Source organism: Zymobacter sp. IVIA_12111.31 C1 (genome assembly GCF_047495495.1).
Taxonomy (GTDB): Bacteria; Pseudomonadota; Gammaproteobacteria; order Pseudomonadales; family Halomonadaceae; genus Zymobacter.
The window spans coordinates 2,380,768-2,407,037 of record NZ_CP179930.1; the positions used below are offsets into that span (position 1 = coordinate 2,380,768).

At 58.4% G+C, this 26,270-nt stretch carries 25 protein-coding genes and 1 tRNA gene; 9 read left to right on the plus strand and 17 right to left on the minus strand.

All coding sequences use genetic code 11. The features are described from left to right. Positions 1-92 precede the first annotated feature (92 nt). From ACMHYW_RS10705 to ACMHYW_RS10720, 4 genes are all read right to left on the minus strand, one after another. On the minus strand, positions 93-674 hold the full coding sequence (locus tag ACMHYW_RS10705; protein ID WP_414499900.1) for a Maf family protein: 582 nt from the start codon (positions 672-674) through the stop codon (positions 93-95). Between the two features lie 27 nt (positions 675-701). Beyond that, complete coding sequence (mreD, locus tag ACMHYW_RS10710; protein WP_027705887.1) at positions 702-1,187, minus strand: rod shape-determining protein MreD; 486 nt, start codon at positions 1,185-1,187, stop codon at positions 702-704. Further along, complete coding sequence (gene mreC, locus ACMHYW_RS10715; RefSeq protein WP_051524133.1) at positions 1,177-2,061, minus strand: rod shape-determining protein MreC; 885 nt, start codon at positions 2,059-2,061, stop codon at positions 1,177-1,179. The genes mreD and mreC overlap by 11 nt, the downstream gene beginning before the upstream one ends. 222 nt (positions 2,062-2,283) lie before the next feature. After that, positions 2,284-3,321, minus strand: a complete 1,038-nt coding sequence (locus ACMHYW_RS10720; RefSeq protein WP_414499901.1) for a rod shape-determining protein — start codon at positions 3,319-3,321, stop codon at positions 2,284-2,286. 256 nt (positions 3,322-3,577) lie between these two features. Here ACMHYW_RS10720 and gatC point away from each other — a divergent pair, with 256 nt between their 5' ends. From gatC to ACMHYW_RS10745, 5 genes are all read left to right on the plus strand, one after another. Next, on the plus strand, positions 3,578-3,865 hold the full coding sequence (gene gatC / locus ACMHYW_RS10725) for an Asp-tRNA(Asn)/Glu-tRNA(Gln) amidotransferase subunit GatC (protein ID WP_414499902.1): 288 nt from the start codon (positions 3,578-3,580) through the stop codon (positions 3,863-3,865). Positions 3,866-3,953: 88 nt separating this feature from the next. Then, a complete protein-coding gene (gatA, locus tag ACMHYW_RS10730; RefSeq protein ID WP_414499903.1) occupies positions 3,954-5,402 on the plus strand; it encodes an Asp-tRNA(Asn)/Glu-tRNA(Gln) amidotransferase subunit GatA in 1,449 nt (482 codons plus the stop codon). An 18-nt stretch (positions 5,403-5,420) separates the two neighbouring features. Further along, a complete protein-coding gene (gene gatB, locus ACMHYW_RS10735; protein WP_414499904.1) occupies positions 5,421-6,881 on the plus strand; it encodes an Asp-tRNA(Asn)/Glu-tRNA(Gln) amidotransferase subunit GatB in 1,461 nt (486 codons plus the stop codon). 443 nt (positions 6,882-7,324) lie between these two features. Further along, positions 7,325-8,017, plus strand: coding sequence for a hypothetical protein (locus tag ACMHYW_RS10740; RefSeq protein ID WP_414499905.1), 693 nt, complete (start codon positions 7,325-7,327; stop codon positions 8,015-8,017). A 172-nt stretch (positions 8,018-8,189) separates the two neighbouring features. Beyond that, the gene (locus ACMHYW_RS10745; protein ID WP_414499906.1) at positions 8,190-8,993 is read left to right on the plus strand and encodes a hypothetical protein; all 804 of its coding nucleotides are present in this window, start codon (positions 8,190-8,192) and stop codon (positions 8,991-8,993) included. Here the strand turns inward: ACMHYW_RS10745 and ACMHYW_RS10750 are convergent. The 13 genes from ACMHYW_RS10750 to hemA form a co-directional block, all read right to left on the minus strand. Further along, positions 8,912-9,421, minus strand: a complete 510-nt coding sequence (locus ACMHYW_RS10750; RefSeq protein ID WP_414499907.1) for a GNAT family N-acetyltransferase — start codon at positions 9,419-9,421, stop codon at positions 8,912-8,914. The two genes, ACMHYW_RS10745 and ACMHYW_RS10750, sit on opposite strands and share 82 nt — an antisense overlap. A 57-nt stretch (positions 9,422-9,478) precedes the next feature. Continuing rightward, positions 9,479-10,591: an ABC transporter ATP-binding protein gene (locus tag ACMHYW_RS10755; RefSeq protein ID WP_414499908.1), complete on the minus strand. Its 1,113-nt coding sequence runs from the start codon at positions 10,589-10,591 to the stop codon at positions 9,479-9,481. Further along, positions 10,588-11,241, minus strand: coding sequence for an ABC transporter permease (locus ACMHYW_RS10760; RefSeq protein WP_027705880.1), 654 nt, complete (start codon positions 11,239-11,241; stop codon positions 10,588-10,590). The genes ACMHYW_RS10755 and ACMHYW_RS10760 overlap by 4 nt, the downstream gene beginning before the upstream one ends. Before the next feature lie 9 nt (positions 11,242-11,250). Next, positions 11,251-12,186, minus strand: a complete 936-nt coding sequence (locus ACMHYW_RS10765) for a glycine betaine ABC transporter substrate-binding protein (protein ID WP_414499909.1) — start codon at positions 12,184-12,186, stop codon at positions 11,251-11,253. Between the two features lie 7 nt (positions 12,187-12,193). Further along, positions 12,194-13,072 (minus strand): glycine betaine ABC transporter substrate-binding protein, encoded by an 879-nt coding sequence (locus ACMHYW_RS10770; protein ID WP_414499910.1) that lies wholly within the window; start codon positions 13,070-13,072, stop codon positions 12,194-12,196. A 103-nt stretch (positions 13,073-13,175) separates the two neighbouring features. Further along, positions 13,176-13,862, minus strand: coding sequence for an ABC transporter permease (locus tag ACMHYW_RS10775; protein ID WP_414499911.1), 687 nt, complete (start codon positions 13,860-13,862; stop codon positions 13,176-13,178). A 332-nt stretch (positions 13,863-14,194) separates the two neighbouring features. After that, positions 14,195-15,289 carry an ABC transporter substrate-binding protein gene (locus tag ACMHYW_RS10780; RefSeq protein WP_414499912.1) on the minus strand — a complete coding sequence of 365 codons (1,095 nt, stop codon included), beginning with the start codon at positions 15,287-15,289 and terminating at the stop codon, positions 14,195-14,197. Beyond that, positions 15,286-16,092, minus strand: coding sequence for an ABC transporter permease (locus ACMHYW_RS10785; RefSeq protein ID WP_414499913.1), 807 nt, complete (start codon positions 16,090-16,092; stop codon positions 15,286-15,288). The genes ACMHYW_RS10780 and ACMHYW_RS10785 overlap by 4 nt, the downstream gene beginning before the upstream one ends. Then, entirely contained in the window at positions 16,089-17,003 is a 915-nt protein-coding gene (locus tag ACMHYW_RS10790; protein ID WP_414499914.1) for an ABC transporter permease, read from the minus strand. The genes ACMHYW_RS10785 and ACMHYW_RS10790 overlap by 4 nt, the downstream gene beginning before the upstream one ends. A 47-nt stretch (positions 17,004-17,050) precedes the next feature. Next, positions 17,051-18,220, minus strand: a complete 1,170-nt coding sequence (locus ACMHYW_RS10795; protein WP_414499915.1) for an ABC transporter ATP-binding protein — start codon at positions 18,218-18,220, stop codon at positions 17,051-17,053. Between the two features lie 198 nt (positions 18,221-18,418). Next, entirely contained in the window at positions 18,419-19,270 is an 852-nt protein-coding gene (gene prmC, locus ACMHYW_RS10800; RefSeq protein WP_414501507.1) for a peptide chain release factor N(5)-glutamine methyltransferase, read from the minus strand. Between the two features lie 5 nt (positions 19,271-19,275). Then, entirely contained in the window at positions 19,276-20,358 is a 1,083-nt protein-coding gene (prfA, locus tag ACMHYW_RS10805) for a peptide chain release factor 1 (protein ID WP_414499916.1), read from the minus strand. Continuing rightward, positions 20,355-21,686, minus strand: a complete 1,332-nt coding sequence (gene hemA / locus ACMHYW_RS10810; RefSeq protein ID WP_414499917.1) for a glutamyl-tRNA reductase — start codon at positions 21,684-21,686, stop codon at positions 20,355-20,357. Before hemA ends, prfA begins: the two co-directional genes overlap by 4 nt. Positions 21,687-22,202: 516 nt before the next feature. Between hemA and ACMHYW_RS10815 the strand changes: the two genes are divergently transcribed. The 4 genes from ACMHYW_RS10815 (at position 22,203) to ACMHYW_RS10830 (ending at position 26,195) form a co-directional block, all read left to right on the plus strand. Further along, complete coding sequence (locus tag ACMHYW_RS10815) at positions 22,203-24,005, plus strand: tetratricopeptide repeat protein (protein WP_414499918.1); 1,803 nt, start codon at positions 22,203-22,205, stop codon at positions 24,003-24,005. A 174-nt stretch (positions 24,006-24,179) separates the two neighbouring features. Next, a complete protein-coding gene (gene lolB, locus ACMHYW_RS10820; protein WP_414499919.1) occupies positions 24,180-24,809 on the plus strand; it encodes a lipoprotein insertase outer membrane protein LolB in 630 nt (209 codons plus the stop codon). Between the two features lie 412 nt (positions 24,810-25,221). Next, entirely contained in the window at positions 25,222-26,112 is an 891-nt protein-coding gene (gene ispE / locus ACMHYW_RS10825) for a 4-(cytidine 5'-diphospho)-2-C-methyl-D-erythritol kinase (RefSeq protein WP_414499920.1), read from the plus strand. Positions 26,113-26,120: 8 nt separating this feature from the next. Continuing rightward, positions 26,121-26,195: transfer RNA gene (locus tag ACMHYW_RS10830), tRNA-Gln, on the plus strand. Positions 26,196-26,270: the final 75 nt, after the last annotated feature.

The following is a 26,270-nucleotide window of genomic DNA, read 5'->3' on the forward strand; positions in this document are numbered from 1 at the left end:
AGACATAGGATGGTCGTTCGCCACAGCGAACCCGTTTCTTCCAGTCTATAGGGAACATGCGCATAAATGAACCGCATGCGACATGCCACCCATTATGCCAGTGGATCAAGCCCTTGCTGACGCAGCAACAGCGCGGTTTCTGCGAGAGGAAGACCGATGACGGCACTGGGGCTGCCAGAGATGCGCGCCACGAACTGGCCGCCCCGCCCTTGCAGGGCATAGCTGCCGGCCTTGCCACTTGGCTCGCCGGTCAACCAGTATGCTTCTGCTTCAGCATACGATATCTCTCGGAATGACACTCCGGTCGTTACACTAACGTCGAGTAGGCCCACTGGACCGGCAACGCACACCGCCGTCATCACCTCGTGCGTACGGCCGGACAGCCGCATCAACGTGGCAATGGCATCATCGGCATCGCGAGGCTTGCCCAGTACCCGCCCGTCGCACAGCATGGCGGTATCAGCCGCAACGATGCAGCCATGGGCAAAGTGACGCATCCCCGCCTCAGCCTTTAGCCGAGTGACGCGACAGACATAATCCATCAATGATTCATCGGGAAGATGGCGCTCATCCACATCGGGGGCATGCTGAGCGGCGACCTGCATGCCCAGCTGCTCCAACAGCTGAAGACGCTGTGGAGAGCCGGACGCAAGGAATAGAGGTAAGGAAGGCATTATGATGAGGTGCGCAGCAAGGCAACGCTACAGCCAGCGCCGCTGGAGCGTGCTTAGCAGGGTGCGGATCCACGGCCAGAGCAGACCGCTCACGACCGCCGCCATAGTAGCTTGGATGCGCAGTACATCGACATCCATAGCCACCCGCAGCCACTGATCCAGCAGGAGCACGATGCCCAGCATCAGCATGACCATCAGCGCCTGCTGCCAAATGGAATAGACGCGCAGTCGCTGATAGAGCACCAGCGTCAGAAAAGCCAGCAGCGAGTGGATCAACGCGTACTCGCCGAGCGGACGCCCGTCCAGCAGATCCAGCATCAGCCCGAACACAAAGCCGTGCAGCACACCAACGTTGGAGGGCCGCGCCAGACACCAGTAAATCAGCACCATGCCCAGCCAGCACGGCCGCCACAGCAGCCAGCTTTCGGGCATCGGCATGACCTGTAGCACCAGCGCCACCAGCAGACTGGCCCACACAAGCGGACGCCAGGCTACTGTCGTATCACCGGGCATGAAGCACCTCTCCTGGTTGTTTCAGCACCATGTTCACCGCTGATAACGCCGCCGGACTCAAGCGCACTTGGGTCAGCGCTTCATCAGGCAGATTGTGGGCAAACAGCATCAGGAAATGACGGCTGCGTTCCAAGTGCGAAGCCGAACGGGCATCGACCTGTGCGAACGGCCCATTGGTGCTGTTCTGTACATCGCTGATTGTGGCAACAGGGTAGCCGGCGGGAAATTCACCGCCCAGCCCCGACGTCACCAGCAGATCGCCCGGCCGTATATCGGCATTGTTCGGAACATGCAGCACCTGCAAGCCATCGGGATCGCCCGTGCCCTGCACGATAAAGCGCAACCCGTTGCGCACGACCTGGATCGGCACTGCCTGCTGAATATCGTTGATCAGCAGGACGCGACTGGTGAAGCGTGACACTTCGATTACCTTGCCAGCCACACCGGACGCATCAATGACAGGCTGCCCGATATAGGCCCCGTCCCCTTCACCGCGATCAATAATCATCTGCTGGCGATAGGGATCGTTATCGAGCATGACCAGTTCGGCCATCATGTAGTCGATATCACGCCGCGGACGCGCCTTGAGCAGATCACGCAGCTGGGCGTTTTCGGCTTCGAGTGTCTGCATGCGCTGCAAGCGCACTTTCTTTTCCAGCAGCTCATCACTCAGCTGCCGGTTCTGGTCGATCAGCGATGTCTGCGACGACAGCGAGACAGATGCCCAGCTGACGCCCTTGCCCGGCATGCTGACCAACCATTGAATCGGGGACACCAGCGTCGACAGCTGCGTTCGAACGCTGGCCATCCAGTCATCCCCCGCAATGCGGCTGGACAACATCATTACGAACGACAGGACGACACATAGCGCCATACGATAGCCCGGGGCGGGGCCATGAATGAACAAAGGCTTGATACTCAGCCCTCCTTGCCTGACTGTCCTGCACGGCGACCGCGCCAAGCGGTGCTCTGTGAGGCAGGGTCCTGTAGAAACACGTAACCTGCAGACGGACGAACCGCGCTGCAGGCTTGGGCGTGACGCAACGTGTATGCGGGCCGTATACAGCCATCCCGCATACCGTCAGGGTTCATGCGCTTACTGAGAAGAGAACAGATCGAACGCGTGCTGATCGATCATCTCGAGCGCCTTACCGCCACCGCGTGCAACGCAGGTCAACGGGTCTTCCGCAATGCTGACGGGCAGACCGGTTTCTTCTGCGAGCAGGCGATCGATATCACGCAGCAGTGCGCCACCGCCGGTCAACATCAGACCACATTCAGCGATATCGGACGCCAGTTCGGGCGGAGACTGCTCTAGGGCGCTCTTCACGGCCGCTACGATTGCGGCCAGCGGTTCCTGCAACGCATCAAGAATCTCGTTGGAGTTCAGCGTGAAGCTACGCGGCACACCTTCGGCCAGGTTGCGGCCACGCACGTCGATCTCGCGCAGCTCGGTCCCCGGATAGGCACAGCCAATCTCTTCCTTGATGCGTTCGGCAGTGGCTTCACCGATCAGGCTGCCATAATGACGACGCACATAGGAGGTGATGGCTTCGTCGAAACGGTCACCGCCCACACGCACGGATTCAGAATAGACGACACCGGACAGTGAAATGATCGCGATTTCGGTCGTACCACCACCGATATCCACCACCATCGACCCCTGCGCTTCTTCGACCTGCAGGCCGGCACCGATAGCAGCAGCCATCGGTTCTTCGATCAGGAACACTTCACGCGCACCAGCGCCTTCAGCGGATTCCTTGATCGCACGCCGTTCCACCTGAGTGGACATACAGGGCACGCAGACCAGCACGCGAGGGCTGGGCTTGATGAAGGTACTTTCATGTACCTTACGAATGAAATGCTGCAACATCTGTTCGGTAACGGTGAAGTTGGCAATGACGCCGTCCTTCATCGGCCGAATCGCCGTGATGTTACCGGGTGTACGCCCCAGCATGCGTTTGGCATCCAGACCGACGGCTGCAACGGTCTGCATGTTGCCGGATTGACGGATGGCCACTACGGAGGGCTCGTCGAGAACGATATCTCGACCGCGAACATAAATCAGGGTATTGGCCGTGCCCAGGTCGATCGCTAGATCGCTGGAAAACAGCCCACGAAGACGTTTAAACATCGAATTTGGTACCTGGCGTACTGACCGGAAACGGGTGCGGAGCAAACGTTAACATCGCACCCACTGAGCGGCAAGCGGGCTTACCTGCCGAGCATGTTAGAATATGATACCTTGTCACACACATGAGATATAGAGTGTGAACTCACCACATAAAGGGCAAGATGCGCGTCTTTTCTTACTATAGCGCATCATTTACACCCTTACGCTGGGCAAGATTGACACCTAGAGACTGACAACATTCCAGGACAGGAATTCCATGGCGATTGAACTTGCAGACGTGTCACGCGCTGCGTACCTCGCACGCATAGGGGTCTCCGAAGCAGAGGCCGCCCGCTATGTCGACGATCTTTCTCACATCCTCGACATGGCCGATCAGCTGGCTTCCGTGGATACGGATGGCATCGAACCGCTGGCGCATCCGCTGGATGCCCTTCAGCCGTTGCGCCGCGACGAAGTCACGGAAACCAATCATCGCGACGACTTCCAGGCCTGCGCGCCTGCCGTTGCCGATGGGCTCTTCCTGGTGCCGCGCGTCGTCGAGTAATCGCGTCGCCTGGCCACCTTATTTCCTATTTTCTGCGCCTAGCCCCAGTGATTATGTGCTCTGGCACACGCAGACGAGAGATTGACGCATGCTAGACATGACCCTTGCCGAGATGGCCCGCGGCCTTGCCTCGGGCGAACTCAAGAGCAGCGAGCTGACTAAGGCGCTGCTGGACCGCATCGAACAGCACGATGAAAAGATCAACAGCTTCATCACCGTCACGCGTGACGAGGCGCTCGAAGCCGCCGACGCAGCCGACGCCGCTCGTGCGCGTGGTGAAGCGGGCGCACTGACCGGTGCCCCTATCGCCCTGAAGGACATCTTCTGCACCAAGGACGTCCTCACCACGTGTGCCTCGCACATGCTGGATAATTTCGTCTCTCCCTATGACGCAACTGTGGTCGAGCGCCTGAAAGCCGCCGGCACCGTCAGCCTCGGGAAGACCAATATGGATGAGTTCGCGATGGGCTCTTCCAACGAAAACAGTTTCTTCGGGCCGGTACACAACCCGTGGAACCTCGACCATGTACCGGGCGGCTCCTCAGGCGGCTCTGCTGCGGCCATCGCAGCAGGCTTCGTTCCTGCGGCTATGGGTACCGATACCGGCGGTTCCATCCGCCAGCCAGCGTCCTTCTGCGGTATCACCGGTCTGAAACCGACCTACGGTCGTGTCTCTCGCTACGGCATCATCGCTTATGCCTCCAGCCTCGATCAAGCCGGCCCGATGGCACGCACCGCCGAAGACTGTGCGCTGCTGATGAACGTCATTGCCGGCCACGATCAGCGCGACTCCACCTGCGTAAACCAAGAGGTTCCTGACTACACCGCAGAGCTGGATAAACCGCTGAAAGGTCTGCGCATCGGTCTGCCCGTCGAGTACTTTGGCGAAGGTCTGGATGCTGGCGTTGAGAAAGTCGTTCGCGAAGCGATCCGTACCTACGAAGCACTGGGCGCAACCGTCGTCGAAGTGAGCCTGCCGCATACGCGTCTGGCCATCCCGACCTATTACGTCATCGCACCGGCGGAAGCCTCTTCCAACCTGTCTCGCTATGACGGTGTTCGTTTCGGCCATCGCTGCGATGACCCGAAAGACCTCATCGACATGTATCTGCGCTCACGCGCGGAAGGGTTCGGTGAAGAGGTCAAGCGCCGCATCCTGATGGGTACGCATACGCTGTCTGAAGGCTTCTATGACGCCTACTACCGCAAGGCACAGCGCGTTCGCCGCCTGATTCGCCAGGACTTCATCGACGCCTTCGAGAAGGTCGACGTCCTGATGGGCCCCGCCGCCCCGACCCCTGCCTTCGGTATCGGTCAGCAGAGCGACCCGATCCAGATGTACTTGGGCGACATATACACCATTGCCATCAACCTGGCGGGTATTCCGGGCATTAGCGTTCCGGTCGGCTTCACCGACGGACTGCCGGTAGGCCTTCAAATTCTCGGCCCGCACTTCGGTGAATCACGCCTGCTGAACACGGCTCACGTCTTCCAGCAGAACACCGACTGGCACACACGTCGTCCGACGCTCGACTGATAGGAAAAGGATACCGCCATGCAATGGGAAACCGTGATCGGGCTCGAAGTGCACGTTCAGCTTGCGACCCGCTCCAAAATATTCTCAGGTTCATCCACCGCATTCGGTGCAGAACCGAACACTCAGGCGAGCATCGTCGATTTGGGGATGCCGGGATCGCTGCCCGTACTGAACGAAGAAGCCGTCGCGATGGCGGTACGTTTCGGTCTGGCCATCGGAGCCGACATCTCGAAGCGTGCCGTCTTCGAACGTAAGAACTACTTCTACCCTGACCTGCCGAAAGGCTATCAGACGACCCAGATGGAAGAGCCAACCGTGGGTGCTGGCGTCATCGAGATCACACTCGAAGACGGCTCACGCAAGGGTATCCGCGTTCACCATGCCCACCTCGAAGAAGATGCGGGTAAATCCCTGCACGAAGACTTCACGGGCATGACCGGCATCGACCTCAACCGTGCAGGCACACCGCTGCTGGAAATCGTATCCGAACCGGATATGCGTTCCGCGAAGGAAGCCTCCGCTTATCTGCACGCGATCCACACGCTGGTTACGTATCTGGGCATTTCCGACGGCAACATGGCCGAAGGCTCGATGCGCTGCGACGTCAACGTGTCCGTCCGCCCGGTAGGCCAGCCTGAATTTGGCACCCGTGCCGAGATCAAGAACGTCAACTCATTCCGCTTCGTCGAGCGCGCCATCGCCCACGAAGTTGAACGCCAGATCGACCTGATCGAAGACGGCGGCAAGGTGGTACAGGAAACGCGCCTGTATGATCCGGATGCCGACGAAACCCGCAGCATGCGCACTAAGGAAGAAGCGAACGACTACCGCTATTTCCCCTGCCCCGACCTGCTGCCGGTCATCCTCGACGACGACTACATTGAACGCCAGCGCGCCACACTGCCCGAGCTGCCGGAAGCCAAGCGCAATCGCTTCACCAGCGAGCTGGGCCTGTCCGAGTATGACGCAGGCATCTTGGCATCGTCCCGCATCATGGCCGACTACTTCGAACAGGTCATGAACATCTGCGACGACGCCAAACTGGCCGCCAACTGGGTACAGGGCGACCTGTCCGCTCAGCTCAACCGCAACAACCTCGACATCGCCTCTAGCCCGGTCAGCGCAGAACAGCTCGGCGGTCTGCTGGTACGCGTCAAGGATGAAACCATCAACGGCAAGGCAGCCAAACAGGTCTTCCAGTCGTTGTGGAACGGCGAAGGTGCAACAGCGGACGAACTGATCGAAAAACACGGTCTGAAACAGGTCACCGATACTGGTGCACTGGCCGCCATGATCGACGACGTGCTGGCCGCTAACCCGACGCAGGTCGAACAGTACTGCGCTGCCGAACCGGACAAGCGCGGCAAGATGATCGGCTTCTTCGTGGGCAAGGCGATGCAGGCATCACGCGGCACCGCCAACCCGCAGCAGGTCAACACACTGCTGCGCGAGAAGCTGGACGAAAAAGCGAACGGTTAAGGCAACCGACGTTTTTGATACAGAGAGGCCGTGGAGCATTCGCTCCACGGCCTTTTAACTGCTTTCCAAACCACCATGCAAATAATGGTCTTATTACCCGATATCGAACTTGGCTGCGGTAATATCACCACCAATAACACACCGCATCCAAATCACACTACGCCACACTCTTATAAGAGCGTTTTTCATAACGTCAATACCCATGCCATTGAAGGGACGGCAAACCACAACCTTGCGCTAGAAACCGTCTAGTTTAGAAAGGGTAGAGGCGATCGCTCCGGTTATGAAACAGCCTCTAAGTACCAACCATCGTTCATATCAATCAATAAAAACCTTACGAAACAATACGCTGACATAAATAAAGTATTAAAATATCACCAACACGCCACAAAAATTAAAAACACCAAAGCGCCGCCACTACACTAACCTTCAGGGAAAACATCATGCCAAGACGATTACTCACGTTACTATTACTTATATTCTCAAGCAGTTTAGCCGTTGCGGATGAACGGCTTTCCAACGGTACCCTACAGGCCTACTGGCGCCCCTACTGGGATGTTGACACTCGCGAATACCAGCCCGACCTGCAGATACGTTACATCGACCACCGTGATGATGATCAGCCAAGACGGATTATTGATATTCATACGACGGCATCAGAAGCGTCACTTGAGGCGTTCATCCACCAACACTTCGATCATCTTCCAGACACGTTCTTCACCTACAAGGAAGGCTACGCCAATCAACCGGGCACAGCGATTGTTCCCCGCGTACGGCGCTATGTGGAGTGCGATTCGCTCTATTATGAAGCGCGTCTGATCTCGTTCACCGCCGATCATCACTCCCCTATTTCAGACCAAGACACATTGAAGGATGAAGAGTTTGCAGGCTGCGGGGACCGCCATCCCTACGTGGCGTCTTACGCTGTGAAGGAAGGCGTATCGACCGCTCTAAAGAGCGCACCCAATGAAGGTGGCCGCATCGTTCATTCCTTAAGGGAAGGAGAACTGATCACGAGAATCAAGTCCATCAACAGTGAATGGATATATGCATCGCTGTACAGCAACGACATCCCGATCCGCTATCCAGAAACTAAAGGGTATATAAGGCTGAAAGACCTGACGCCCGTAGACTAGAAAAACAGCCACTTATCATCTCGAAGCTGCGGCCGATATAGCGTACACAATACCCAGTGAAACCCGCCGGACTTACCGCCCTCACGGTGGGGCGTGCCGTTTCCGCGGGCTTCCTTGCCCCTTTTACCAGTGGCTCTGGTAAAAGGGCGTGTACTCTTATGACGGGGCGGACATGAAGAAAAAAGCTTCTTTCCTCTTGGCGGCAACGCTTTTGCTGAGTTCATCAACGGCTTTTGCACAGCACACGCTAAATGACGGTGTGTTGCAGGCTTACTGGCAGAGCGAGTGGAATAAGGACGCCACCAAGATCACGTCTCAACTGAAAATGCGCTACATCGTTCACAACGATGGCTCCGCCCCCACCATGGTGGTCGACGTGCCTGTCGACAAGCAGGACAAGAAGAACCGTACGTTTATCACCAAGCACTTTTCGTACGTACCCACCGAGTTCTTTCAGAACAAGGAAGGTTACCTCAACCAGCCGGGAACGCTTACCGTGCCCAGCCTGACGAAAGCCTTCGAGTGCACGTCGGCCTATAAGACCACCCAGCTGTCATCGTTTGTACCGGACATGTCATCAGGGCTTGCCGACACGACCACGGATGAGAAGTTCATCAACTGTGGAGAACGCCACCCTTACCTGACGTTCTATCGACTGTCCCCCAACCAGAAAGATATCTTCCTGAAGGCGGCCCCTGACGATAGCGCGGCCAATACGATCCCGATAGGCAGCGATACGCTGCTGGCTAAACTACACACGGTCAACAAGGAATGGGCATACGTCGCTTTCTACGACGCCAGAACGCTGGATCAGATCGGTGAACAGAAAGGGTATGTGCGCCTGAATACGCTATTGCCGCTGAAGAAAGCGCCCCCCGTTGCGGCGCCGGTCCGTCATCGACCCAAACCGTGCTGGTACCCGCGCGCCACCCATGACAAGGTGATGCGCGACCGACACTGCCGGTTCTCTTCATAGATGGGAGCACTGTAATGGCGCAGGAAGTAGTCCTTGTCGATCGCCTTGATCGTAAACCCGCAGCGCTGATAGAGCGCTAACGCGCCAAGACTGGAATCACCGGTGCCCACTTCAACCGAAACGGCACTTTGCCGCTGGGCGTATGCCTGTGCCGCCGTTACTAACTGACGGCCATAGCCTCGCCCTTGGCAGTCGGGCCGCACGGCTACGTTCATGAGCTCCATCACGCCTGGCTGCACGGCCATAATCGCCACGATACCCACGCTCTCGTTCCCTTCCTTCATGACCAGACAGTGGCTATCGTTCAGATAGCGTGCGATCTGGTCCCATTCGGGGTCAGCCAGCAACAGCAAGCAGGCTTCTGCTACGCCGATGGATGAGCAGGGAGTGATGGTTGCAGCGGGTATGGATAACACATTCAGGCACATGGCAAGCTCTCGATAGCAGCGGCCGCGCTGTTCGTTTTATTGTGCGGCCATCAACGCTCAGCGCTGGGTGCTCAGTAGCGCAATGATCGAATCCTGACTGATCTCACCGATAAAGCGCTCGTTTTCATCCTGCACGGGCACCCAATCGATGTTGTACTCATACATACGCGACAACAGTACGCGCAGGTTATCGTCCCACTGGCTCGTGACGGCCAGCGGCTGGCGGTACTCACCTACCGGACGGTCTTCCAGCACGCCTTTAATATCCTGACGACGAACCTGCCCTTGCGCCTTGCCGTGTTCATCGACGATCACAATATGGCGACGCTCGTGGTCATCCATCAAGCGGCGCACGTCGGCAATTGGTGTACTGCGCGATACCGAGATCGGCTCGCTCACCGCATCGCCCGCCGCCACCAGCAACAGCCGCTTGAGGGTGCTGTCACCGCCCGTAAAGGTCGCGACAAACTCGTCAGCCGGACGCGCCAACAGCTCATCCGGGGTTGAGAACTGCACCAGGCGACCATCGCGGAACATCGCGATCTTGTCCGCCAGCTTGAGCGCTTCGTCAATATCATGGCTGACCATAATGACCGTCTTGCGCAGCTGCCGCTGCATCATCAGGAACTCATCCTGAATGGCGCTGCGGTTGATCGGGTCGATGGCACCGAACGGTTCGTCCATCAGCAGCAAGGGCGGATCAGCGGCCAGCGCTCGGATCACCCCAATGCGTTGCTGCTGCCCACCCGACAGTTCGTTCGGGTAGCGCGATAGGTAGCGCGAAGGCTCCAGCGCCACCATCGACATCAGCTCGCAAGCACGTTCGTGCATGCGCTTCTTGTCCCACCCCAGCAGCTTAGGCACCACCATGATGTTGTCTTTGATGGTCATATTGGGGAACAGACCGACCTGCTGAATGACATACCCCAGCGAGCGGCGCAGTTCGACCTTGTCGATGCCGCGCGTGTCGTTACCATCAATCAGGATACGACCGGAAGTCGGCTCGATCAGGCGGTTGATCATCTTCAGCGTTGTGGTTTTCCCACAGCCCGAAGGGCCAAGGAATACGCACATCTCGCCGCTTTTGACGGTCATGTTGACGTGGTCGACGGCAGTCGTCAGCCCTTGTTTCTGGCGAAACTGCTTGGTCAGCGAATCAAGTTCGATCATGCACGAATTCCCTTGGAAGTCAGCAGGTTCTGAATCTGGTGAAGAATAATGTCAACGATAATGGCCAGCAGCGTGACGATGATCGCCGCAATGAATATCTGCACCTTGTTGCTCTGTCCAATGGCGTTGGTGATCAATAGCCCCAAGCCTCCAGCCCCGATGACGGGAGCGATGGTCATGGTGCCAATGTCCATGACGACGGCCGTACGGATACCGCTCATGATGGAAGGCACGGCAATGGGAATGTCCACCATGAACAACCGCTGCCAGTAAGTCATGCCGATACCGCGCCCCGCTTCCTTGATACTGTCATCCACCCCGCACAGCGCGAGGTACGTATTGCGGATAATGGGCAGCAGCGAATAGATGAAGACGGCAGAGATCGCGGGGGCCGCTCCTAGCCCCATGCCATAGCGGGCATAGAACGGCATCATGATCCCGAACAGTGCGATGGCGGGCAGCGTAATCATCATCGTCGCGATCGACATGATGGGAGCGGCCAGCCAACGCAGTCTGACGCACAGCACGCTGAGGGGAACGCCGATGATCACGGCAAGCAGTACCGCGGCACCGACCATCAGAAGGTGCTGCACGGTCAAGATACCGACCTGGTACCAGTCCATGTTGAGCAGTGCATTGATAAGCGTCATGTAAAAGCCTTAAAGCAGATGCTGCTGAACAAGATAGTCACGTGCGACCTGAGACACCGAGCGCCCTTCGACGTCGACGCTGCCGTTGAGGCGACGCATGGTGCTTTCATCCAGCGTATCGGTCAGCGCCTTCAGCAACGGCGCCAGATCAGGATGCGCCGCCAGATAGTCGCTGCGGACGATGGGGGCCACATTGTAGGCGGGGAAATAATGCAGGTCGTCCTGCAATACCCGCAGCCCGAAGGCTTGGATGCGACCATCGGTGTTATAGACCACGCCCGCCTCGGCCTGCTCGGCCTGCAACGCAAGATAGACCAGTCCGGCATCCATCGACCGCTTGTCGCCGCGGCTCAGGTTGAGACCATAGCGCTTGGCCATTCCGGGCATACCATCCGCGCGGCCATCAAACTCGACGTCCATGGCAAACAGATGGTGGTGTTCGGGCGTTTCACGCACATAGCGGACATAGTCACTCAGCGTGCGCGGGTTACCGACTTTCTGCGCGATGCCTTCAGGCATAGCAATGGCGTAGGTGTTATTAAAGGCAGGTGACAGCCACGTCAGCCCCAGCGCGCGGTCCAGATCATAGACGCGCAGGAACGACTGACGTTCGTCCAGCAGTTCATCGACATGGTGATATTCGATCAGCGATGTACCGATGTACTCCCAGACCATGTCCAGCTCGTTATTCAGCTGAGCAGGCCGCGTCATGGAAACGGTCAGTCCCCATGAGGTCTTGACCTGATAGCCATGCTTGGCCAGATACATTTCGGTCATGGTGGCCAGCAGGCGCTGCTCGGTGAAAGCCTGCGCACCTTGGCGCAGTACGCCCCCCTGAGCGGTCTGGGCAAGCCCGGCACCGATGAGCGCAAGGCCCATCGCGCAGCAGCGAAGAGAGCGCCCATACATCAGGCACTGCCGGGCAACAGAAGAAAGCACGTTCATGCAAACCTCAAAGAAGATGATGCTGTATCAAGAAGTCATGAGCGACCTTGGACACGGCCTGCCCATCGACATCAACCTGCGCATTGATCCTGCGCATCGCGTGTTCATCGAGAAGGTCCGTCAAGTCCTTCATGAGCGCCACCAGATCGGGATGCTGGCGCACATAAGCCGTTCTTACCATGGGCGCGACGCTATACGCAGGGAAGAAGTGTTTGTCATCCTCTAGTACGCGCAGGTTGAAGGCCTGAATGCGCCCGTCAGTGTTATACACCTCACCGGCCAGTGCCTGCTGCCCTTGCAGCGCCAAATAAACGGCACCCGCATCCATAGAACGCAGGTCGCGGCGGGGAATCGACATGTCATAACGCTTCATCAGGCCCGGCATCCCATCAGGGCGGTTACCGAACTCGATATCCATAGCGATCAGATGAGAGGTATCGGGCGTACGGCGCAGATAATCGGCCAGCTGGCTGAGCGTACGGATATCGCCTTCCTGCTTGGCGACGTTTTCCGGCATAGCAATCGCGTAGGTATCATTGCACGCGGGTGACAGCCACGTCAGCCCCAGTTCACCATCTAATTCAGATACACGGCGAAAGGTGCTCTCTTCATCAAGCTGTTCATAGACGTGATGATAATTGACCAGCGAGGTCCCGGTGTATTCCCACACCATATCCAGTTCGCCGTTGGCAAGCGCTGGGCGCGCCATTGACGTCGGCAGACCCCATGATGGAATCACTTGGTAGCCGTGCGGTGCGAGATACTGCTGCGTCATTTCGGCTAGCAGACGCTGGGACGTGATGGGTTTGACACCCAAGCGCAGCACATCGGCTGCGGCGGAGGAAAGCGAGAGGCCCACTGCAGCGAGCGCCCCAGTGGTGTACATGCAACAACGGGTCCAGCTAAATCTCATGAGGCGTTCTCGGTTCAAGGCCGCGGAACGCGTGGAACAACGCTGCAAGCGGCCTCTTTCACGGGGTGGACAGCGCTCAGAAAGCAGCTGGTTCGGTGGTCAGTGCACCGCGGGGCGCGATCAGTCGAGTCAACAGGGCCATGATACCGTCCAGTGCCAGTGCCAGCAGCGACGTTGCCACAACGCCAATCAGCATCTTGGTATTGTCGTGCAGATAGATACCGGGAAGGATCAGGCTACCCAGACTGTTGGCCCCAATCAGGTAGGCCAACGGTGCGCTGCCGACGTTGATCGCCAAGGCGGTGCGCACGCCCCCCATGATAGTGGGGACGGCATTGGGAAGTTCGACCAGCCACAGCTGCTGCGAGGGCGTCAGGCCGATGCCGCGCGCCGCTTCACGCATCGAAGGATTGATGCTCAGCAGACCTTGATAGGTGTTGCGGGCGATCGGCAGCAGTGATGCCAGCCAGAGCGCGATGATGGTAGGCACTTCGCCGATACCAAAGACGATAAGAGCAATCATCAGGACAGCCATCGGGGGAACGGCATTGGCAACGTTGAAGACTTGCATGCCGATTTCGCCATAGCGGCACAAAGAGGGACGACTCAGCACGATCCCAGCCACCAGCCCAAGGGACAGTGCCATCGCCATCGAAATACCCACCAGCATCAAGTGCTGACCGGTATAGAACAGCAAATCATCCTGATACAGCTTCAACAGGTCCATGACATGGCTCATGCCTGAAGAAATGGCGTCAAGCATCGTGATCCTCTGGTATACATTGCCCGCTTTCTGCACGGTAGCGTCAGAAAGAAAAGTGAAGCGTCATTCGTGCAGCGGCACTCCCCGACAAGCCGAGGCAGCGACAAAGCGCCCCACAACCATAACACACGGTTATTAATTAAACGACACAAAAGAAGATGGCATTATTACCGCTATTCTGATGCTCTGCGGTCAGCACGCATGCCGCCGCACCGCGCTATTACGCGCGTCGCTCCCCTCCCCACCCATCACGGTAGCGCATGACAGAAAGCCGATGAAAAGAAAAGGGCAACACCACTGGCATTACCCTTTTCCGGTCTTCACGGAGACGATCAGCGCGAGCGCACTTCACTCCATATTTTCTGGAACGTCTGCAGAGGCACACCGTCCAGCCCCGGCAGCATATGCAAGCGCTGCTGCTCTTCATCTGTCGGCCATGCCGGCGCTTCGCGCAGCACGTCGTCTAGATACGGCTGTGAGGCCTGGTTGGGCGATGCGTTATAAATGTAGTTCGACAGTGCCGCCCCTTGCTTAGCATCCATCACGAAATTGATAAACGCATGCGCCAGTTCAGGGTGAGGTGCCCGTTTGGGAATCATCATGACATCGACCCAACGTTCGGAGCCTTCCTTCGGTAGCATATAGGCCAGATGCTCGAAGCCTTCCGGGTCTTCGTTGCGCTGATTGACGAAGTCGCCACTGAACGTCACGCCGACCCGATTCACGCCGCGTACCACCTGCGACAGCACTGGGGCACCATCGACGAAGCCAGTGAAGTTGCTGCGCTGGCGGGTTTTCAGCAGCAGATGGGCCGCATCGATCCACTGTTTCTGATCCTGACAGGTGTACCCATAGCCCAGATAGGCACAGGCGGCAGCGATCATCACATTCCCGTCGGTCTGCATCGAGAACGGTGCATCGGGATTGAGTTTAGGATCAAACAGCAAGGCCCAGCTTTTCGGTGCGTTCGGGAAAACACGCGTGTCGTAGACTAACCCGGTGGAGCCCCACTGATAGGGCATGCTGTATTTCAGGCCGGGATCATAGTCCGCTTCGGCGAATACCGGCAGCAGATTGCGCTCGTTGGGCAGCTTGGAATGATCCAACGGCTGGACCAACCCCGAGTGGATCAGGCGCGGAACGTAGTAGCTTGACGGAATGACCAAATCGAACTGGGCATCGCCGCCCGCCTGCAGGCGAGCATACATGTCCCCCATGGTGCCGAAATAGTTCAGCACCACGCGCGCGTTGTACTGCTTCTCGAACGCATCAATCACTTCAGGGCTGGTGTAGTCCGTCCACGTGAAGATATACAGCGTTTCACGGGCCGATGCCGTCATGGGAAGCGCCAGCAGCGCTGCACAGCCCAGCCACCGAGCACGGCGGCAAATGCCATTAATCGTGTGCCGTATACGGTGCACCATCATGCGCGCGCCCTCTTTCTCCAGTTGCCCAGCAGCATGATGACCACGGCCACCATCACCGCCAGGATCATCAGACTGCCGATAGCGTTGATCGACGGCGAGACCCCGCGCTTGATCGAACTCCAGATGTAGATCGGCAACGTGGCGCTTTCTGGCCCTGCGGTAAAGAAGCTGATCGCGAAGTCATCGAACGACAGCGTGAACGACAGGAAGAACGACGACAGCAGCGCTGGCTTGATCTCGGGCAGGATGACGTGCGTGAAGCGCTTGGACGGTGAAGCGTAGAGGTCCTGCGCAGCATCAAACAGCGCGGCATCCATATTGACGAAGCGCGAATACACCAGCAGCGCCACGAACGGCAGCTCGAAAGTCACATGCGCCAGCGTCATGGTAGTCAGCCCGGGCGAGAAGAGACCGATCCAGCTGCCCACCTTGACGAACGAAGTCATCTCGGCCAACCCGAATACGACGTCGGGCATCACCACTGGCAGATAGATCAAAGCGATCAGCCAGCCCAGCCCGCGCCGACGGTGCCGATAGAGGCCATACCCCAGCATGCTGCCCAACACCAGAGCGATGGCAGAGGAAGACACCGCCAGAATCATGCTGTTTTTGAAGGCACTGAACAGCTCTTCGTTTTCCAGCAGCTGGCGGTACCAGCGCAGCGAGAACCCGGCAAAGTGTGCGGTGCTGTTAATGCTGTTGAAGGAGTACAGCACCACCATGCCCAATGGCAGATAGAGAAACAGCACCATCAGCCACCAGAAGATGCCGAACATCGGGTGCCGACGTTGAACATGCCTCATACCAGCACCTCCTCGCCACCGCCGAACTTGCGGCCCATCCGGCGCAGTAACCAGATACCCACCAGCGTGGCAACCAACATCACCAGCGCACCCGCAGCGCCCAGCGGCCAGTTAGCCCCTTCGGCAAACTGCAGCGCTACTAGGTTACCAATCATCATGGCGCGTCCACCGCCCAACAGTTCGGGCACTACGTACATGCCGAAGGCCGGAATCGCCACCAGCACCATGCCGGCCAACAGACCAGGCAGTGTCTGCGGGAAGATCGCCGCCCAAAACGTCTTATACGGCGAAGCGTACAGGTCTCGTGCCGCTTCGATCTGCGACACGTCGAGCTTCTCGAACGAGTTGTAGAGCGGCAGCACCATGAACGGCAGGAAGTTGTAGACCAGTCCCAGCATCACCGCGAACGGTGACGGGTACAGCCCCATCCACGGTGACAGTAGCCCCATCGCACTGGCCGCATCGGAAAGCGGCGTCTCAGGCGCCAGCAGGTTCATCCAGCCAAATGCACGCACCACTTGGTTGGTCCACGACGGCACCACCAGCATCAGCAGCATGACGGGGCGCAGCGAACGGCGACTGGTCGCGATGTAGTACGCCAACGGATAGGACACCAGCATCGTCAGTACGGACGAGATGACGGTGTATTCCAGCGAACGCAGCAGCGTGTAGATGTTGGCAGGACTCCAGCCCAGCACGCCGTCACCGGCCAACTGGTCGAACGCCGACAGAGTCAGCGGCAGCGTAGGCTGACCATAGGTGTCGTTCGACATGAACGCCATCGACACCAGATACAGGCTGGGCAGCACCAGAAACAGCGAAATCCACAGTACGGATGGCGCGGTCGTCCAGAGCAGGTGGCGGGTTTCACGCCGCCGAAAACGCCGATAGGCGTCATGTGAAGCAGTCATGAGGCATTCCCTCTCGATTCGGCATCCAGTTCAGACGAAAACAGCATTCAGCTGTCGATCACCACGACGTCTTCGGGATAGATTTCGATCTGTACCCGGCTTCCCACCTTGAACAGGCGGTCGCCACTGTTGCGTTCTTCGACGAGAATTTCCGCATCGCCACAGGCCAGCTCATATTCGACGGTGGCCCCGTGGTAGTAGCGGCCAATCACGTCCCCTTCCAGTCGGTTGAGCTTAGCCCCGGGTTCAACACCGGCAGTTCCCGGCAGGCTCAGCTCGATGGTTTCGGGACGAATCAGCGCTACTTTGCCCGGTCGCGACGACTCGGTGATCAGATCACCCAGCGCCGTTTCAACCTGACGACCACTCTGTGCAGTGATATCGAACAGGTTGTCGTGCCCCATGAAACTGGCGACGAAGCGGTTGACCGGCGTTTCGTATACTTCCTGCGGCGTGCCCACCTGCTGAATCTTGCCATCGTTGAGTACCGCGATGCGGTCGGACATCACCATGGCTTCTTCCTGATCGTGCGTCACGAACACGAAGGTCATGCCCAGACGCTGCTGCAGCGCGCGCAGCTCGAACTGGAGCTGTTCGCGCAGCCCGGCATCCAACGCAGAGAGGGATTCATCCAACAACAGCACGTCGGGCTCGCACACTAGCGCACGCGCCAGCGCTATACGCTGCCGCTGACCGCCCGACAGTTGGTCGATGCGGCGGTTGAGCAGGCCATCCAGCTTGATAATGGTCGCAATGTCGGCGACACGGCGGGCCTGATCGTCCTTGCTGATGCCTTGCATGCGCAAGCCAAAGGAGATGTTGTCGCGCACGTTGAGGTGCGGGAACAGGGCATAGGACTGAAACACGGTGTTGATGCTGCGACGGTGCGCGGGCGTCATGGTGACGTCGCGGTTACCGATTGAGATCACGCCGGCATCGGCAACGTCCAGCCCTGCAATCAAACGCAGAAGTGTGGTCTTGCCACAGCCAGAGGGGCCCAACAGGGTGAAGAATTCCCCGGGCCGGATATCAAGGTCGATATCGTCAAGCGCGATGGCGTCATCACCGAAGCGGCGAGACAGATTACGCAACGAGATCGAAGAGGCTTCGCGCGGCGCACCGGCTGCAGGAACGCCGCGCGCAGCCTCGGTGGGGGGATCGTCCATGGCTGCGCTGTTTTCCGCAACCCCGGTTGATTGGGAAGGGGTTCCCGTCATGAAGGCGTCTCCAGAAATATCAATTGCCGCACAAGGTTGCGCGACTACTGTGCCAGAAGGACATCTAAGGAAATGAACGCGCAGTGTATATAAAGTTGCGCGAGATGCCAGCCGTTTTGACGAAAAAAGATGAAGCGGGATGACGCACCCTCGCGTCCCCGCTTCCTCGACGTTAACACTACATGCGGTGCAGTGGTATTACACCGTGTGACTCATGGGTTTCTGGCCTAAGCTGACGCGCGGTTGCTGCCCCAGATCCGTCAAAGACTCCACCTGCACATAGCCGCATTTGTTCAGCATAGCGCATACCGCTTCAGCCTGAGTCCAACCGTGCTCGAGCAGCAGCCACCCGCCCGGTTGCAGAAACTGCCGAGCGGTATTGACCAAATGACGCAAATCGGCAAAGCCATCGTCGTCCGCCACCAGCGCCGAGCGCGGTTCGAAGCGCACATCGCCTTCATTAAGGTGATGATCGTCTGCCGCGATATAAGGGGGATTGGAAACGATCAGCTCGAAACGAGCCGTCGACGGCAACGCTGCGAACCAATTGCTTTCGATGAACCGAGTATTGGCGATGCCCAGCTGCCGAGCGTTGCGCTGTGCAAGCGCTACGGCCTCGGGCACGACATCCGCGCCGGTGACCTGCCAGTCTGCTCGCTCACTGGCAAATGCCAGCGCAATTGCCCCGGTACCCGTTCCCAGATCCAGCAACTGTCCCTCCGCACGGGTCGCGCGGGCGAGCGCAGCGTCAACCACTAGCTCAGTATCAGGGCGCGGAATCAGGGTATAGGGCGCGGTTTCCAGTGTCAGCCCCCAGAACTCGCGTTCACCGATCAGATAGGCAACCGGTTCGCCCGCATGGCGACGTTCAATCAGCGTGGCAAAGGCGGCCCGTGCCGCTTCTGCAATAGGCTGATCGCCCCAGGTGTACAGCCACGTCCGCGGCTTACCGATGACATGGCAAAGCAGCAGCTCGGCATCAAGGCGTGCCGTATCGCTGCCGGAAGATAAGGCCTGCGCGGCCGCTCTCAACAGCGCATCAGCGCTTATATCGCTCATGCCTGAAGAGCTGCCAGCTGATCTGCCTGATGCTCTTGAATCAATGCATCGAAGACTTCATCCAGATCGCCTTCCATGACATCGCTGAGCTTATACATTGTCAGGTTGATACGGTGATCGGTCAGACGCCCCTGCGGGAAGTTGTAGGTACGAATGCGCTCGGAACGATCGCCCGACCCCACCAGCGAACGGCGCGTTTCGGCCTGCTGCTTATGCTGTGCGTCTTCCTGCTGCTGGCGAATGCGCGCGGCTAGCAGTGACATGGCCTTGGCCTTGTTCTTGTGCTGCGAACGTTCGTCCTGACACTCGACTACCGTACCGGTCGGCAAGTGAGTGATGCGGATAGCCGAGTCGGTGGTGTTGACGTGCTGGCCGCCCGCCCCACTGGCGCGGAACGTATCGATGCGCAGCGTCGAGGGATCAAGTACGACATCGACGATCTCATCCACCTCTGGCATCACCGCCACGGTGCATGCTGACGTATGAATGCGCCCCTGCGACTCGGTCGCAGGCACGCGCTGCACGCGATGAGCACCAGATTCAAACTTGAAGCGGCTGTAAACGCCGCTGCCCGCCAAACGGGCAATGACTTCCTTGAAGCCGCCCTGCTCGCTCTCACTGGCGCTGATAATTTCGACGCGCCAGCCACGGCGTTCAGCATAGCGGGAGTACATGCGGAACAAATCACCAGCGAACAGCGCGGCTTCATCGCCACCCGTACCGGCACGCACTTCAAGGAACACCCCACGCTCATCGTCAGGATCTTTGGGAATCAGCAGCTGCTTGATGCGCAGCACCTGCGGTTCGTAGTCAGCCTGCAGTGCTTCGAGCTCGTCTTTGGCCATCGCCCGCATATCAGGGTCGCTGTCGTTGGCCATCGCCTGAGCGGCCTGGATGTCGTCTTCCAGCGCGCTGAAGGCACGCCATGCGCTGATCAACGGTTCGAGATCAGCGTATTCGCGAGAGTAATCGCGGAAACGGTTCTGATCTTGAATGACATCCGGTTCGGACAACAGCGCCGAGAGTTCTTCAAACCGTTCTTCCGCCGTTGCAAGACGGGCGCGCAGAGTATCCTTCATCTAGATCGCGTTCCTTGTTGATGTTCAGACGTGGCCGCGGCGGGTTCTTCCAGCAGCAGGTGTTCAAAAGCGGTCAATATATCATCCCGCTGCTCGCGCGAGGCATCCCGCAGCCGCGTAGTCGGGCCGTGCAGCAGGCGATTGGTAAGCTGATGGGACAGTCGTTGGATCACTTCTTCTGGAGAATGGCCGCGTGCCAGTTGCGCTAGCGCCTGCGCTTCCGCCGCTTGACGCACCTGTTCGGCCTGCTCGCGATGCTTTCGGATCATGGGCCCGATCGAGCGCAGGCGGCATGCCACGCGCCACTGCTGCAGACTCTGCTCGATCACCAGCTCAGCGGCGTTGGCCGCCTGCTCACGGCTGCGACGATTGTCGTCGATGATATCGTTGAAATCGTCCAGCGAATACAGGAAGACGTCCTCAAGCTTCGCAACGGAAGGCTCGATGTCACAGGGAACGGCGATATCCGCCATGAACAGCGGGGCATAGCGGCGCGCTTTCATGCTGGCGCGCACCATATCGTAGGTCAGCACCGGCGTCGGGCTGGCCGTCGAGGAAATCACGATGTCCGCCTGCCTAAGCGCCACGGGCAGTGCATTGAGCGACACCGCCTCACCGCCTACCTCACGAGCCAAGGCTTCGGCCCGCGACACGGTACGGTTGGCGATGATCAATCGAGGGACTCCCGCTTCCTTGAGATGACGAGCAACCAACGCAATGGTCTCGCCAGCGCCCACCAGCAGTGCGGTGGCCCGTTCGAAATGATCGAAGATGCGCCCCGCCAGCTGTACGGCGGTATAAGCCACCGACACGGTGTGCTCACCGATGCCGGTGCGGCTGCGCACCTGCTTCACCGCTGAGAACGCATGCTGGAACATGCTGTCCAAACGAGGTCCGAGGGTGCCGCTGTCTTGTGCGCACTGATAGCCCTGCTTGAACTGACCGAAGATTTGCGGCTCGCCCAGCACCAGCGAATCCAATCCGCTCGCCACACGAATGGCATGCGCCACGGCACTTTCATCGGCATGAGCATAAAGGTGGTCATCCAGCGCGCCGGCGGGCAGATCGTGATAACGCTCCAGCCAGTGCTGCAGCGGCTCGACGCCGCCACGCACGGTGGCCAGCTGAGGGCCGCCACTGACGTACAGTTCAGTGCGGTTGCAGGTCGAGACGATCACCGCTTCAGCAACGCCGTCGAGCGCCACCAGCGCCTGCAAGGCAGACGCTTTCTGCGCATCGGAGAACGACACGCGTCCCCGCAACTCTTGCGAGGCGGTACGGTGATTCATGCCCAGTATCAGCAGTGTCATGGCATCGGTCGTGATCATCAGGACGCTGCACGAGGGCAACATCGTCGGAAAAGGAGTGGCGTATTCAATCTGTACCGTGTGGCAATGACAAGCATGTGAAGGCAGCGCCTCTGCACAGGTCGTCACGGCACCGTGTCGTGGCGGCATCGACTGGCGTCGATCAGCGCCTCAGGTAGTGGCTTCGCGGTGAACGAACCTTACCGGAAGTCTGGATGAATTGTATGCTATCCCTCGGCAGGATGGGGGCTTTATCCGATGAAACGCGGCTATCGACTCGATTGGAGAAACTGAAGGCGACAGAAAGGTTTGAACATCGCACGCTTCATCGAGCAGGTCTTCTACTCTAGCACACCCCTCTGCCATCGGCAGATCGGCTTGGCCTCATATGGGTCCAATGCTTTATCATGACAAAAGATCGCATGGCGACATGATGACACAGCGGACACCGCCGCGGGTACTTTCGAGAACACGCCGCCGTTCGCTGTCAGAACACCGCCCCTTCGCGGGCTAGCGCATACACGCCACGAGGTCCGCATGCTCAGAGTGCTTATTCTTGCAGCCTTGATCTGGCCGCTGACCGCGTGTCGCGACCGGACTCCGACAGCCGCCGAACCGTCAGCGCCCGCAGCGCTGCCCGTTTCACCCGCCATGCCCGGGAACCCGGTCAGTGCGGGCCTCGACAAGTCGAGCCTGACCCAACTGCTTCAGGCACACCTCGAAGAGCGCTATCAACACCCTGCCGATGCCAGCCAGCTCTATTTAAGTCAGGCGCGTCAGCATGGTGATCGCTCTCTGGCACAGGACGCTTGGCGCACCGCACAGCGCGCCGGAAGCTCCACTCTGGCGCTGGAAGCGGTCACGCTATGGCGCTCTCTGTTCGATCAAGCGTCTGCCAACGCCTCCTTTGCCCTCTCTCAGGACGATGTGGCGATGATGCACGCGCTATGCGAGCAGGCGCTGCAGGCACAGCACTGGGCAGAGGCGATGTTCTGGCAGCTCTCTCTCGACCGATATGGCCATCACGATGCCATCGACAGCATGCTGGAAACGTGGATGGCGACCGAACAGCCCATGCCGCGCGACGCGCTTCGCGCTCAGGTCGATACCTATCTGAAGCAGTATCCGAGCCATGATGAAGCTCATATCGTCTGCGCCGCTCTGCTGGCAGGCGACGAACGCTACTCGGAAGCGTTCCAGCGCTTGAATGATGTCCTGGTTCGCCACCCTGACAATCTGGATGCCCTGTTTGCCAAAGCATTGGTCGAACAGCGCCTTGGGCGTCTTGAAGCCGCCTTAAAGACCGTGCATACGGCCATAACGCATGGCGGCCAACAGGAGTTCCGCTTTGCTCTGTTGCGCATCGACATCGAACTTGATCTGCCCGGCGCCACGCTGGCCGACCGCCACATTAATCAATTCGTGCAGCAGCTTCCGGCCTCGGCCCGTGCCATCAACGAACTGACACAGTTCCTGCTTGATCACCATCATGCCGATGCCGCACAACGTCTGATGGAGCGCTATCCATTGACGGAGCAGGAAGCACAAGATGCCGGTCTGCTGGCCCACCGGCAAGCCTTGCGAGGCGTCACGGCCGACCAGCTTGATGATGTCGACGCCGCCCTGCGCGCATTCCAGCAGGTCACACCGGCCTCGCCGCTGTTCGCCCACGCCCAACTACGGCTGCTGACCCTGACGCAGGAAAGCCAAGGTAATGATGCTGCAGCACAGCTCATGCGCCACCAGCGCGAGCGCTTCCCCGATCAGTTATTGCTGTTGGTACAGCTCGAATTTTCTGCCTTGCAGCAAGCCCAGCAGCCAGAGCAAGCCTGGGCACTGCTCGAACAGATCGTAGACGCCCACCCCGAGCACGATGGCCTACGTTATCTGCGCGCTATGCAGCGCATGACTCAGCAGCAGATACCGCAAGCGCTGAGCGATCTACAACTGCTGGTCGAACATCAACCCCATAACCCCATATTCCTCAACGCCTATGGCTACATGCTGGCCGACCAGAAACAGGACTATGCTCAGGCAGTGCCACTGCTGCGCCGCGCGATCACGCTGGCACCGGACAATGCGGAAATACAAGACAGTTTAGGTTGGGCACTCTACGGACAGGGTCAGTATGACGAAGCCCGCCAATGGCTAGCACGCGCTTACAATGCGCTGCCATCACCGGAAGTGGCACGTCACTATCTACAGGCATTGATGGCGACACACGATGAAGCCGAAGCCCAGCGCATCCTGAATCAGCTCTATCGGTCATCCTCACTGGATCAGGCCGCGCGCAGTGCGTTGTTGCAGCAGTTTCCCACGCTACACGCACCGTCGCCCTGACCGCGAACGGCGACAAGCGCAGCTCATGCAACATTACGGCGGTTCGATCGTCAGATAATGAAATAGAAAAGAGAAGATAGGGTCAGCGCCACGGTAAGTAATGAGAGTGAAGCATGCTCCCTGCGCTGGCCCAGCAAAAATATATAACCCTATTCCCGAGGAGCACTTTCTCTTATGTTGAACCTGCTGTTTAAAAGCCGCCTGACAGGCCTATTCATCGGGCTACTGCTGCTTTCGGGCTGTGCCCTTTCACCGTCGACGCCCCCACAGGAACGCCCCTGCGGCCGCTGGGAAAGCCAGATACCTAAGACAAAAGCGCTGCAGCGCTGGACGGTAGCGGGCAAGGTCAACCTGCGCACACCGCAGCAGAACGACACCGCCAGCTTCGACTGGCAACAGCAAAACCCCGATCACTACCGCATGATGATCAGCGGTCCTTTTGGCATTGGCCGCAACACTCTTGAACAACAGAATGATCAGGCCGTGCTGTCCAACGGCAACGGCACCTTCCACGCCTCATCTCCTGAAGGACTGATGCAACAGCAGCTGGGCTGGTCGCTGCCGATTTCAGCACTGTACTACTGGGCGCGTGCACTGCCCGCCCCGAACCAGCCCTACCACATGACACCCGATGAGTGTGGCTACCCCGCCACGCTCGACCAGCAAGGCTGGCATATCGAATACAGCCAGTGGACCTTCAGCGATGGCTACTGGCTGCCAGGCCGCCTGAAAATGCATTACGGGCAGCTAAACGCTACGCTGCTGCAGAAAGAGTGGCACCCGGGCCGTTACGACACCGAATGAGACCCACAAACACGGCATGACACTGCGCCGCACCCGCGTTGCACGGTCAGACACGACGCAAAGACGCCAATGATGGCTGCTATCCATCACGCACCTACGGCGCTCAGAAGAGCGTCGTAGTTTTTCACTCGGCAGGTCTGCTGGAGTGAGGATAATCAACACGCAATGCAGGAAACATCAAAACGCATCACAAGGCTTTTTGTTAACCGCCTTTCGTCAAATAGTGTCACCACGTCGAAGATTAAAGCCTTGTAGCACTCTTACACCTCTTCCCCTATTTCTTACCCTTGGTTCATCTTTATACTTCTGCTGTGGCGCACGCCGTCAGCTTCTACTGAAGCCCACCCTATTGTTATTAAATAGAGTACAGCCACACGCCTTTTGACTAGCCACCAGCGCAACGGAACCTGCCATGTCGATGTCTCTCACGCTGCCCGCGCCCGCCAAGATCAACCGCATGCTGCACATCACGGGTAAGCGCCCTGATGGCTATCACAACCTGCAGACCCTGTTTCAGTTTCTGAAGTACGGCGATGAACTGACGTTCTCCTACCGCGGTGATAACCAGCTGACGCTATCGCCGGCCGTAGAAGGTGTGGAACAGGAACAGAATCTGATCATCCGCGCCGCCCGGCTATTACAGCAAGCCGACACGTCAGCTCCCCATGCCCGCCCAGCGGAACGTCGTGGTGCAGATATTCACCTGATCAAGCGCATCCCCATGGGCGGCGGTCTCGGCGGGGGCAGCTCGGATGCCGCTACTACGCTGCTGGGTCTTAATCGTCTCTGGCAACTGGAACTGTCACTCGAACAGCTGGCGGCGCTGGGCGTCACACTCGGCGCTGACGTACCCGTATTCGTGCACGGCTTTGCAGCATGGGGTGAAGGCATCGGCGAAAAACTGACGCCAGCGCCGCTAGACACACCATTATTCTGCGTCGTTCACCCCGGTGTTTCCGTCGTGACCGCGGATGTATTCCGCTCTCCCGAATTGACACGCTATAGCCCGGTGATTAGTATGGAGCACGCACTGCGGAGGGGACGCAACGATTGCGAACCGATCGTCCGGCAACACTCCCCTGCCATCGCTGCTGCACTGGACTGGCTGAGCCAATTCGGAGACGCGCGACTGACAGGAACAGGATCTTGTATCATCCTGGGGTTGACAGACGAACAAGAAGGTCGTAATATCCTGCTCCGAGTCAGCAAGGAACACACTGATTGGCAAGTGTTTCTCACTGAGTCGAGCAACATCTCTCCTCTTCATGCCACGCTCAACGAGCAACCAGGCATGACAGGTTGATCGGTTGCTGGGGTATCGCCAAGTGGTAAGGCACCGGTTTCTGGTACCGGCATTCCCAGGTTCGAATCCTGGTACCCCAGCCATTTCTCGCTCAACTGAATTCATTTAAATAAATTCAGAACCGATCTCTAAGGGCACTCTTGTACCCTTTTCGAGCA